At 46.8% G+C, this 11878-nt stretch carries 11 protein-coding genes and 1 riboswitch; of the genes, 2 read left to right on the top strand and 9 right to left on the bottom strand.

Annotation, left to right across the window (positions count from 1 at the left end; genetic code table 11):
- Position 1: 1 nt before the first annotated feature.
- From LKD46_RS11095 to LKD46_RS11055, 9 genes are all read right to left on the bottom strand, one after another.
- On the bottom strand, positions 2–1060 hold the full coding sequence (locus LKD46_RS11095; protein WP_110102953.1) for a tetratricopeptide repeat protein: 1059 nt from the start codon (positions 1058–1060) through the stop codon (positions 2–4).
- An 8-nt stretch (positions 1061–1068) separates the two neighbouring features.
- A complete protein-coding gene (gene glmM / locus LKD46_RS11090; RefSeq protein WP_110102954.1) occupies positions 1069–2415 on the bottom strand; it encodes a phosphoglucosamine mutase in 1347 nt (448 codons plus the stop codon).
- A gap of 14 nt (positions 2416–2429) precedes the next feature.
- Positions 2430–3347: a nucleotidyltransferase family protein gene (locus tag LKD46_RS11085; protein ID WP_015526147.1), complete on the bottom strand. Its 918-nt coding sequence runs from the start codon at positions 3345–3347 to the stop codon at positions 2430–2432.
- A gap of 56 nt (positions 3348–3403) precedes the next feature.
- A complete protein-coding gene (gene prfA / locus LKD46_RS11080) occupies positions 3404–4480 on the bottom strand; it encodes a peptide chain release factor 1 (RefSeq protein ID WP_015526148.1) in 1077 nt (358 codons plus the stop codon).
- On the bottom strand, positions 4473–5360 hold the full coding sequence (gene prmC, locus LKD46_RS11075; RefSeq protein ID WP_110102955.1) for a peptide chain release factor N(5)-glutamine methyltransferase: 888 nt from the start codon (positions 5358–5360) through the stop codon (positions 4473–4475). Before prmC ends, prfA begins: the two co-directional genes overlap by 8 nt.
- A complete protein-coding gene (locus tag LKD46_RS11070; protein ID WP_227574152.1) occupies positions 5347–6345 on the bottom strand; it encodes a DUF1385 domain-containing protein in 999 nt (332 codons plus the stop codon). The genes prmC and LKD46_RS11070 overlap by 14 nt, the downstream gene beginning before the upstream one ends.
- Positions 6346–6437: 92 nt before the next feature.
- Positions 6438–6641, bottom strand: a complete 204-nt coding sequence (rpmE, locus tag LKD46_RS11065) for a 50S ribosomal protein L31 (protein WP_015526151.1) — start codon at positions 6639–6641, stop codon at positions 6438–6440.
- 105 nt (positions 6642–6746) lie between these two features.
- Positions 6747–8267 carry a transcription termination factor Rho gene (gene rho / locus LKD46_RS11060; protein ID WP_110102957.1) on the bottom strand — a complete coding sequence of 507 codons (1521 nt, stop codon included), beginning with the start codon at positions 8265–8267 and terminating at the stop codon, positions 6747–6749.
- Positions 8268–8518: 251 nt separating this feature from the next.
- Positions 8519–9514, bottom strand: coding sequence for an anthrax toxin lethal factor-related metalloendopeptidase (locus LKD46_RS11055; protein WP_227574151.1), 996 nt, complete (start codon positions 9512–9514; stop codon positions 8519–8521).
- 160 nt (positions 9515–9674) lie between these two features.
- A riboswitch (cyclic di-GMP riboswitch) is annotated at positions 9675–9762 on the bottom strand.
- 129 nt (positions 9763–9891) lie between these two features.
- Between LKD46_RS11055 and LKD46_RS11050 the strand changes: the two genes are divergently transcribed.
- Positions 9892–10809: a transglutaminase-like domain-containing protein gene (locus LKD46_RS11050; RefSeq protein ID WP_186582425.1), complete on the top strand. Its 918-nt coding sequence runs from the start codon at positions 9892–9894 to the stop codon at positions 10807–10809.
- A gap of 21 nt (positions 10810–10830) precedes the next feature.
- Entirely contained in the window at positions 10831–11874 is a 1044-nt protein-coding gene (locus LKD46_RS11045; RefSeq protein ID WP_110102958.1) for a type II secretion system F family protein, read from the top strand.
- Positions 11875–11878: the final 4 nt, after the last annotated feature.

Here is an 11878-nt window from a genome sequence, read left to right as displayed (position 1 = left end):
ATCAGCCCTCCGAAGACGTTCTTGTTTTCAGAAAAGCCCGCTCTTTTTTTGCAGCGGAATCTTCAGGGAACATCTCAATATATTCCTGGACCTTGGTCAGTGCAGTAGCAAAATCCAGCTTTTTTTCATAGGCTACGATCTCATTGAACAGAAGACTCTGCATCTCGTCTGTGGTAGCTGTCGGAAGGCCCTTTGTGATGTTATCAAGAGCGGAATCATAATCTCCGCTTCGGATATCGCACAGTGCCAGACCATTATAGCCCTTGGCGGAATCACCCACTGCAGAAATATACTGCTTGTACATTGCCTGGGCATTTTCCACATCATCCTGGGCCAGATATACCATCCCCAGAAGAAGCAATGCTTCCGTATTATCCTTCTTGGTTGCTTCCAGAAGCTCTTTTTTTGCGTTGCTGTAGTCTTCCATATAATAGTAGACACGGCCTCTGTCACAGTGGTCCTGGGCATCCTTGGCCTCAGAAGAAAGAGCAGCTTCCAGATATCTGGTTCCGTCCGCTTCCATATCCTTGTCCAGATATGCCGCATAGATCTCGATCGCCATATCATAGGTGGAATCTTCTCCATAGGCCTGTTTGAAGTTAGATGCGGCTTCTTCGTAGGAATCCATGGCAAGGGCAACCTTTCCAGTGAGAAAATAACTGCCTGCATCCATGGAAAAATCTTCTCCAAGTGTCTGGCAGTCTGCCATGGCATCCTCGTATTTTCCAGACTTCAGCTCTGCAGTAGCCCGGTAGGACAGGATATCCTTACGAAGGCTTTTGCTTACTTTATCGCAGTTCAGAGCTTCCGTGAAGCTATTCACGGCATCCTCATATTTGCCAAGACGCAGGCTTGCGATACCTGCCCCGCGATAGGACTGTACCAGCTTCACTCCGTTCTGGATAGAGCTCTGGTACTCCTCCAGGGCATACTTGTAGCTTCCCTGGGAAAGATCCTTTCCGGCCTGTTCATATATTTTTGTTTTTTCACTGCCGCAGCCGCCCAGAAGCAAGGCTCCTGTAACGGCTGCAAGAATCAATACGGTCTTTGTTTTTTTCATGGAATTCCTTATTCTGCAACAAGCCCTTCGGCTTCCATCACATCAACAACACTATCTACATATTTATGGCAGAGATCATCCGTTCCCGCTTCTACCATAACACGGATCAGCGGCTCTGTACCACTCTCACGTACCAGGATACGTCCGTCATCGCCAAGTGCCTCTGCGGCTGCCTCAATGGCTGCTTTTACCTTTTCGTTCTCCAGTGCTGTTTTCTTGTCGGAAACACGCACATTCCGGAGAAGCTGCGGATAAACCTTCATCTCCTTTGCAAGGTCGCAGAGTGTGGCCTTCTGATCCACACATGCCTCCATGATCATAAGAGAAGTCAGGATCCCGTCACCGGTAGCGGAATAGCGGCTGAAGATGATATGTCCGGACTGTTCACCACCGATACTGTAATTGTTTTCCATCATGTTCTCGGCAACGTATTTGTCACCAACTGCAGTCTGCTCATAGTCGATGCCTTCACGCTCCAGAGACTTGTAAAGACCAAGATTAGACATAACGGTTGTTACAACTGTATTTCCGTTGAGCTGGCCTTTCTCTCTTAAATATTTGCCGCACACATACATGATCTTATCACCGTCAATGATGTTTCCGTGGTGGTCTACGGCGATACAGCGGTCTGCGTCACCATCATATGCAAAACCGATATCCAGGCCTTTATCTACCACGAACTGTCTCAGAACTTCAATGTGTGTGGAACCGCAGCCACGGTTGATGTTGGTCCCGTTTGGCTCATTGTTGATCACATAGGTTTTTGCACGAAGTGCGTCAAAAACGCTCTTGGCAATGGCGGATGAGCTTCCGTTGGAGCAATCCAGCCCAACCTTGATATTTTTGAAATCATGGCACGGGATAGAGATCAGATGTCCGATATAACGGTTTCTTCCGGATGCAAAATCCACAGTACAGCCGATATCTTCTCCGGTTGCCAGCGGAAGCTCCTCGATCTCGCCGTCCAGATATGCCTCGATACGTGCTTCAATATCTGCGGAAATCTTCTGTCCGTTCTCATTAAGGACCTTGATCCCATTATCATTAAACGGATTATGGCTTGCGGAAATCATGATACCGCAGTCAAAATCTTCTGTACGTACCACATAGGATACACTTGGAGTTGTGGTCACATGAAGCAGATAGGCATCTGCTCCGGATGCGGTAAGTCCTGCCGCAAGGGCATACTCAAACATGTAACTGCTTCTTCTTGTATCCTTGCCGATCACAATCTTCGCCTTGTGATCTCTGCCGTAATACCAGCCGAGATAACGTCCCACACGAAATGCATGATCTGCTGTAAGCTTTACATTTGCTTCACCACGAAAACCATCTGTTCCGAAATATTTACCCATAATGTTCTCCTTTATTACTGATACAGTCCTTCCGGATAAACGCCGTCATCTGTAAGTTTTTTGAATGCAGCCTGTACAGATGCCTTATCCTCCTGATAGGTAACACCGAACCACTCGTCCTTTGTCTCAAGAACATCTACCGCTGCTTTTCCGGAATGGATCAGCTGGTCGATAAGCTCAGGAAGAAGATACTCTTTTTTGATGTCTCCCTCTTTGATCCCGCCAAGGAACTCAACGAAGCCTTTCTCAAGGATCTCCATAAATTCCGGTGTCAGTCCCCACATATTCATGGAAACAAGGCTCTTTGTATCCAGTGTTTCTGCTGTACCATCATCATTTCTTGTCTCTGCGCCGTCTGCTGTCTTGAAGATGTTATGTGTCTCTGTAACGCCCACAAGCTTGCCGTCCTCAATATGGCACACTCCTCTTGTGACGCTTCCGTTGTCACTTAATGTATTCCCAAGGCGGAAACCTGCCATGCAGATGTGCATCGGGCCATCCTGCGGATGATCCTGTACCAGGTAGTCATGCACCTTTACGTAGGCTTCTTTTCCGTAGTAGTCATCTGCATTGATCACAGCGAATGGCTCGGAAAGGACTTTCTTTGCTGCCAGTACAGCGTGTCCGGTCCCCCATGGCTTGGTACGGTCCGCCGGTTTTGTAAAATTGCCCGGAAGATCGTCGATCTCCTGGAATGCATAAGCAACTTCTGTAATGTTGGAGATACGGTCTCCGATCACTTTTTTGAATTCATCTTCAAGGTCTTTACGGATGATAAATACGACCTTGTTGAATCCTGCCTCCAGTGCATCATGGATGGAATAGTCCATAATGATCTCGCCCTTCGGGCCTACCGGTGCAAGCTGCTTGATTCCTTTTCCAAAACGGCTGCCGATACCGGCTGCCATGATCACCAGTGCTGTCTTTTTCATTTTCGTTTCCTCCTGATTTATTATAATTTTTTGAACGCTGTAGCTGTAATCAGCGCTTACTCCTGTTCATTCAGCTTTGTCAGCTTTACTGCCTGGTCTGCTGCGATCAGACTGTCAATGATCTCATCCAGATCTCCGTTAAGGATATTCTCAAGACGATGAAGGGTAAGCTTGATCCTGTGGTCTGTTACACGTCCCTGAGGGAAGTTGTAGGTACGGATCTTCTCGGAGCGGTCACCTGTACCGATCTGGCTTCTCCTTGCCTCTGCCTCAGCGTCATGCTGCTTGGCAAGCTCCATCTCATACAGACGGGAACGGAGCACACGAAGTGCTTTATCCTTGTTCTTAAGCTGAGACTTCTCATCCTGGCAGGAAATCACGATTCCTGTGGGGATATGAGTAAGACGTACTGCGGAGTCTGTGGTGTTGACACACTGACCACCGTTTCCGGATGCACGGAACACATCGAATTTACACTCATTGAGATCCAGATGGAAATCAATTTCTTCCGCCTCCGGCATGATCGCTACCGTACAGGTAGAGGTATGGATCCTTCCGCCGGACTCTGTCTCCGGTACTCGCTGTACACGGTGAACACCGCTTTCGTATTTCAGTCTGGAATATGCACCCTCACCCTTGATCATGAAGGTAACCTCCTTAAAGCCGCCGATGCCGTTCTCATTGAGGCTGAGCATCTCGGTTTTCCAGCGGCGGGACTCCGCGTATTTCACATACATACGATAAATCTCTGCTGCAAAAAGTGCTGCCTCATCACCGCCTGCACCCCCACGGATCTCAACGATAACGTTCTTGCTGTCGTTAGGGTCCTTCGGAAGAAGAAGGATCTTCAGCTCATGCTCCAGCTCCTCCACTCTCTTTTTTGCATCGGAAAGCTCTTCCTTCAGCATTTCACGCATCTCTTCGTCCTTCTCGCTCTCCAGCATGGAAAGACTGTCCTCGATGGTTTCCTTATTTTTCTTATATTCTTTATATGCGTCAACGATTGGCTGCAGGTCGCTCTGCTCCTTCATCAGCTTCTGAAAATGTGCCGGATCGTCGGTTACTCCCGGTTCTCCCAGCTCATTGAGAAGCTCTTCAAAACGTACCAGCAGATCATCCAGTTTATCAAACATGTATTTCCTCCTGTTTCTGTCCAAGCACCACACGGTCAAGGCCCGGCAGATCCTTTACGATCTGAACCCCGGTAAGCCCGGCTGCTTTCATCATTGTACTGACTGCCTCACCCTGGGTGCAGCCGATCTCATACAGAAGCCAACCTCCCGGCTTCAGATATTTCCCGGCCTCTTCGGTGATCTTTCTGTAAAAATAAAGCCCGTCTTCCATTCCGTCAAGCGCCTTCCTCGGATCATGAAGGCGGACTTCTTCCATCAGTGTTTCAATTTCTTCTGTTGCGATATAAGGCGGGTTTGAAATAAGGATATCATATTTCCCACTATCTTTTCCACCTTTTTCACAAAAATACGGTGCTGAGAACAGATCGCTTTCCACAAAATCCGCCCGGTTCTCCACCTTTAGAATACCTGCATTCTTTTTTGCCACTTCCAGTGCTTCCGGTGAAACATCCACACCGGTCCCACAGGCATCCTGCCGTTCCAGAAGAAGGCTGAGCAGGATGCAGCCGGAGCCGGTACACATATCCAGGATCTCCGGTTTTTCCACATCCCCAAGGTGTTTCAATGCCTCTTCCACCAGAGTCTCCGTATCCTGTCTCGGGATCAGCACGTTTTCGTTTACATAAAACTCATAGCCCATAAAAAAAGCCTGATGAGTCAGCTGCTGTACAGGAATATGCCCTGCCCGCCTGTCGATCAGCGTAAGATACTCTGCTGCGGTCTCATCAGACACCGGTTCATCTCCATGCGCAAAATAATATGCCCGATTCTTTCCGGTCTTAAATTCCAGAAGGAGCCAGGCATCCAGCCCGGCTTCTTCCAATCCGTTATCTTTCAGTATTGTTGTACCTTTTTTCAGAATGGACTCAAGAGTCTGCATTTTCTGTCTCCTCTGTCTCATATGGGATGTCCAGGCCAAATTCCTCTTTCAGATAAGCTCTCCAATCAAAAACAGCCTCAACTGCTTTAATGGCTACCTCTGCCATATCTGCAGCAGGCTCCTTTGTGGTGAATTTCTGCATGGCAAGACCTGGTTTACTCATAATGTCCGCAAATTTACTGTCTGTTCTTCCTGCCCACTGGATGATCTCAAAGGAAATCCCCGCAACTACCGGCACCATGAGAAGTCTTCCCAGCAGTCTCACCCAGTAAAACGGCACCGCCACAAACACAAAATGCAGCACAATACTTACCAGCATGACCAGAAACAGAAAGCTTGTTCCACAGCGCTTATGAAACCTGGAGCTCTTTAACACATTCTCTACCGTCAGAGGCAGACCATGCTCCACACAGTTGATACATTTGTGCTCCGCACCGTGATACATAAATGTCCTCTGGATATCCTTCATTCTGGAGATCAGGAACATATATCCCATAAACAGTGCCAGCTTCATAAAGGCTTCCACTATGGTGACCAGAAATTCCGAAGCACCTGCCCCTCGGATCAGACTGGCCAGTACATACGGAAGAAACATAAAAGCAGCCACAGAAACCACCATGGAGGTAGCTACCGTAATGTAAAGAAGCCACTTGAACTGCTTATCCTCTTTGGCTTTCTTTGCAGAACGCTCTTCTTCTGTAAGCTGCTCATTCTTCCTGGCTGTTTCCTCATCTTCCTCGTCTCCTGCGATCTCCGCAGAATACATCAGGCATTTCGTGCCTACCACAAGAGAATCCACAAAGCTTACCATACCACGGATGATCGGTTTCTTCAGAAATGCGTGATTTCCGAAGATACATTTATAATCCTCTACCTTCAGCTCGATCTCCTGGTCCGGGCGGCGCACTGCGATAGAATATTTGTCCTTGTGGCGCATCATGATGCCTTCCATGACCGCCTGTCCGCCGATATTCGATGATCTCATTCATTCTCTCCTGTGCAAATTAAAAATTTTTCAGTTAAAGAAAGGTTGAGATTTCCCAACCTCAACCTTCTCATTTCCTGTATTCGTAATAATTACTTATTCAGGCCGTATTTCTTATTGAACTTATCGATACGTCCACGAGCCTGTGTAGCCTTCTGCTGTCCTGTGTAGAACGGATGGCATTTAGAACAGATCTCAACATGGATGTCCTCTTTTGTAGAACCTGTTACGAAAGTATTTCCGCAGTTGCAGGTTACAGTTGCCTGATAGTAGTTCGGATGGATTCCTTCTCTCATGATTTTCACCTCTCTATATATTTAATATTATTCGTATTCAATTGACGAATTCCATTTTAAACAGCTTGCTAAGTATAACATAGCTTTCCCTAAAATGCAAGGACTTTATAAAAATTTCTGTTTCTTTACAGTCTGTACCAGTTCTGCATTGTTCCTGGTTCTGGCAAAGGTATTCAGGATCTGTTCTACTGCCTCATCCGCTTTCATTCCGTTGAGAGCTTTTCGCATAATATAAACCGCTTCCTGTTCATCCTTGCTGAGAAGCAGATCCTCTCTTCGGGTTCCGGATTTCTGGATGTCAATGGCCGGGAATACCCGTTTCTCCTGTAATTTACGATCCAGGACAAGTTCCATATTACCGGTTCCCTTGAACTCCTCATAAATAACATCATCCATCTTGCTTCCGGTATCCACAAGTGCGGTTGCCAGAATCGTCAGGCTTCCGCCCTCGCGCATATTACGGGCTGCACCAAAAAATCTTTTGGGCATATGGAGAGCCGCCGGGTCAAGACCACCGGATAAGGTTCTTCCGCTTGGCGGGATGATCAGATTATAGGCTCTGGCAAGTCGTGTGATCGAATCCAGAAGAATGATCACATCCTGTTTATGCTCTACAAGACGGCGCGCACGCTCCACAACCATCTCGGAAACTCTCTTATGATGTTCCGGAAGTTCATCAAATGTAGAATAGATCACTTCCACATTCGGTCCCTGGATCGCCTCTCTGATATCGGTAACCTCCTCAGGACGCTCATCGATCAGAAGAATGATCAGATGCATATCTCTGTTATTCCTGAGGATAGACTTGGCAACGTCTTTCAGAAGGGTTGTCTTACCTGCCTTTGGCGGAGATACGATCATTCCTCGCTGGCCCTTTCCGATAGGACTGATCAGATCCACGATACGCATGGCCGTTGTACCGCCTGCACGCTCCATGACAAGTCTCTCATTCGGAAAGATCGGTGTCATATCTTCAAAATTATACCGTCTCTGTCCCTCACTCGGATGGAAACCGTTAATGGAAGATACGTAGAGAAGGGCACTGAACTTCTCTCCCTGGGTCTTGATGCGGATATTTCCCTGGATGATATCACCTGTCTTTAAATTAAAGCGGCGGATCTGGGAAGGAGAAACATAAATGTCGTTCTCACCCGGCATATAATTCTCACATCGGATAAAGCCATATCCATCCGGAAGGACCTCCAGGATCCCGTTAGCCTTTTCACCACTGTCCAGCTGGGTGGATTCTGACGGGACATTCCCGTTCTCCCTTGTAGCTTCCCGGTTATATTCACGGTTGTACTCTCTGCGGATATTTGTGCTTCTGTGTTCCTGATCATTCTTATCACTACGATATTCCTTCCGCTGCTCCTGAAGTCCTTCCCCTGCCGGACGGGTACGATATTCTGTTTTTTCCGAATCATAGCTTTTTTCTTTTACAGTATTTTCTGCCGGTGTACTTTTGTGTACTTCTTCGGGATTTCCTCTGTCGGACTCTTTGGCGTCCTCCTCCAGCATCCGCTCGATCAGTGCCGGTTTTCTCAGAGTAGAAATTCCCTTCATCCCTCTCGCCTTTGCCAGATCCTTCAGCACCGCCAGAGATAATGATTCATACTTTTCTCTCATATTAAATCCTCTATTCTTAAATCTGATAAATTATATATTTGTTGTTTATGGAATCAGATACAACCTGACATGGCTGCACTTTTTTTGAATGAAAGCATGTTTTCAGCTTATGTTTCATTATACACACCTTATAGAGTCTATTGCAAGAAATATTTATCGACATTTTTTTTATACTTTTCTCACAAAAAAGAAAAAAATCTGCCCGGGAGATCTCTTCCCGGACAGATCCAACGTTCCTGTATGCTTCTTTTTTAGCTCCAGAACGGTCCGTATATATCCATAACCCTCTGGATACGTTCATCAGTAATTTTATTCAAAGCCGCCACGATCGCTGCATACGTTTTTGGTCTCTGTCTCTTAAGTGTTGACGGACTTGTTACATACTCAAGCACTGATTCTGCAAAATATTCTGAACTGTTCTGCGTTGCATAGCTTCTGTTGATACCTGTAAATTTGGATTTTTCGCTGTTATAAACTGCGGCAAAATCACTTGTTCTGTCTACGTTTCCCGCAACAAAAGCAAGGAAATGTCCCAGTTCATGGTAGATTGTCTCATTTTCAAAACGAAGGATGATGCTTCTTGAATGTGCGTTAAAGCAGCCTCCGTAGTTAACAGACGGATCGATCGTTACAGTAAATCCAAGCTTCTTGTAGGCTTTGAGCACCCTGCTGTCCATCTTCGGTGCAATGGAAGCAATATTGCTTACTGAATATTTGCTGTCCATGCTGATGCTTTCTACTTTTTTTGTGGAAGCTGCATTCGCTTTGCCGGCAGTAGCTGAAGCCGCCATGACTGTTGTGGTCGTCTGAATGGTTGTAGTTACTTTCCGTGTCTGAACGGCTGTTTTTGATTTCTTTGTGTATTTCTGTGTTGTTGCAGTCTTAACTGTCTTTAATGTTTTTACGGTTGTATTTCTGTTTGTTTTCTTTGTGGTCGTACTCTTCTTATTGGTAGTCGGAAGCTTCTTGGTATAAGTCTTGGTCGCCGCTTTTTTCAGCCTAACTTTTTTTCTGGTTGTCTTGGTATTTGAAGTCGTTTTGGTAGTCACCTTCGGTTTTGAAGCAAGTGGAGTGTCGTCCTCTGTGATGGTAGTCTCCACTACCGGATCTGTAAAATCCGGAAATTCCGGAACCTGTGACGACTGCCAGACATTAAAGCCACCTGCCAGTACAATAACAGCTGCAAGGCATCCTGCTAAAGCTTTTTTCCTGCCTGTAAAAATTTTATGGATATCTGTTCTTTTCATATCATTCACACCTTTCTGAAAGCCGACGTTTCAGTTTCCAACCTAAACCGGATTTTAGGCATCAAAAAAGCCGCTTATTCTAACGAAATAAACGGCCGCATTAACACACAGATTCTTGTTCATAGATGTTATCTGAATACGTCATTAAATCGGAATTTAATGCGGCAACCGGCTGTCATAGTCATCCTTCGGACCTTAGACCCATGGCTTTGCGTCCCTGTCTTTCAACAGGTTTGCCTTTATATGCATAGTATATGTTTTTTTCCCTGAAATGTCAACATTTTCCACTGCATTTTGAGCCCTACTCCTGTCTTTTTTTCACGGAATCTGCTATACTGTTCAAAAAGAAAGCATGATATAACAGGAGAACGGAAACAATGTCAAAATTTTTACCAGTCCGTCTCTTTTTTGTATGGCTGCTTTTCGGAATCCTGCTGGCAGGCTGTGGAAATTCTCCTTCCTCCGATGAAGAACCTCCGGTATATTCTCCGGCCAGAGTCCTCACCCCGGAGGCCCCCGGCAAAAAAACACTGGGCAGTTCCCCTCTGATCCTGGATATTTCCAATCAGGATCAGGGGTATCTGACTGCAGAATCCGATTCCGATGATTCCCGCATGAACATTCAGCTTACTGCTCCCTCCGGTGTGGTCTATTCCTATTTTCTGGAACCTGATGAACAGACGGTACTTCCTTTTTCCGAAGGCTCCGGTGAGTATCTCATCACCTGCTATCAGCAGATTGATGGAAACCAGTATGCCGCCCTTTACACGGAAACGCTCACAATAAAGCTTCAGAATGAATTTCTTCCGTTTCTGTATCCAAACCAGTACGTGGACTTTTCTTCCAAAAGTGAAGCCTGCAAACTGGCAGCCTCTCTTGTCAAAGAAGACATGACCGATATCGACATCCTGAAAACCTTCTATACATATGTTACCAGTCATATTTCCTACGATTATGACAAAGCTGATTCTGTCGAAGCCGGTTATCTTCCTGATGTAGATGATACTTTAAGCACCGGCACGGGGATCTGTTTTGATTACGCTGCACTGACTACTGCAATGCTCCGCAGCCAGGACATTCCCTGCAAGCTTCAGATTGGCTATTCCGGTGATGTAAAGCATGCATGGATCGATGTTTATATCCGTGGCAGAGGCTGGGTGACAAAGGCAGTATCTTTTGACGGAGACACCTGGAAGCTGATGGATCCCACCTTTGACGCCAACAGTGATGGTGATGAAGCGATCCAGGAATATATCGGTGATGAAAGCAATTATACGGTACAGTTCACGCGCTGACCTACTAAAGGAGACCTTATTATGAAAAACAAACTGACAGCCCGGGAATTATCCAGTTTCTGCGGGCAGATGGGAATGCTTCTGCATTCCGGCATATCCACAGCTGAAGGACTTCACATCCTCTGTGACGAAAGCAAGACCGATGCAGACCGGCAGATCCTCACACCCCTGATCCGTTCCGTGGAAGAAAACGGTTCTCTTTCCCGGGCTCTTGACGAATCCGGTATCTTTCCCACATCCATGACCGCCTATGTCCGGACCGGTGAGGAAACCGGCTGCCTGGATGAGATCATGGAAAGTCTCAGTTCCCGCTATGAACAGGAGGAAGAAATCTCAGGACAGATACGGTCTGCAGTCACTTACCCGCTGCTCATGCTTGGCATGATGGCTGTTGTGATCCTGGTCCTTCTGATAAAAGTCCTGCCGGTATTTCAACAGGTATTTAACCAGATGGGAATGGAAATGAACGGGGTTTCCCGGGGACTTCTGAATGCAGGCAACGTGATCAGCCGGTATTCCTCTGTTTTTCTGATCCTCGCCGTAGCCCTCATTGGCTGCATCCTGTTTTTCAGTCTTACGGAAAATGGTCACAGCCAGCTGCGAAAAATAGTCATCCATCTCCCGTTTTTCCGTGAGATCCCGGTTGCCATGGATTACAGTCGTCTGACCCAGGGCCTTTCCCTGGGGCTTCGGAGCGGACTTTCCCCGGAAACCAGCCTGGAGCTTACAAAGGATCTGATCTCACAGCCGGTGATACTCGAAAGACTCCGGAAGGCTTCCTCTATCCTGGATAGCGGAGAAACTTTTTCCAGGGCTCTTACAGAATCCGGTCTGTTCGGCGGCATGGAAGGCCGTCTCATCACGATATCCTTCTATTCCGGTTCCAGTGACGAAACCTTCCGCAGGCTTTCCCGGCAGTACACCGAAAGATCCATAGATCTGATCTCACAGGCAGTCTCCATTGTGGAGCCTACCATCGTGATCCTGCTGTCTCTTCTTGTGGGGCTGGTCCTTTTATCCGTCATGATGCCGCTTCTGGGGATCCTCTCAGATTTTGCAATGTAAGGTG

The organism is Blautia fusiformis (genome assembly GCF_020686995.1).
GTDB classification, from domain to species: domain Bacteria; phylum Bacillota; class Clostridia; order Lachnospirales; family Lachnospiraceae; genus Blautia_A; species Blautia_A fusiformis.
Note: the sequence above shows the minus strand (reverse complement) of the source record. Positions and strands in the feature narration are given on the sequence as shown.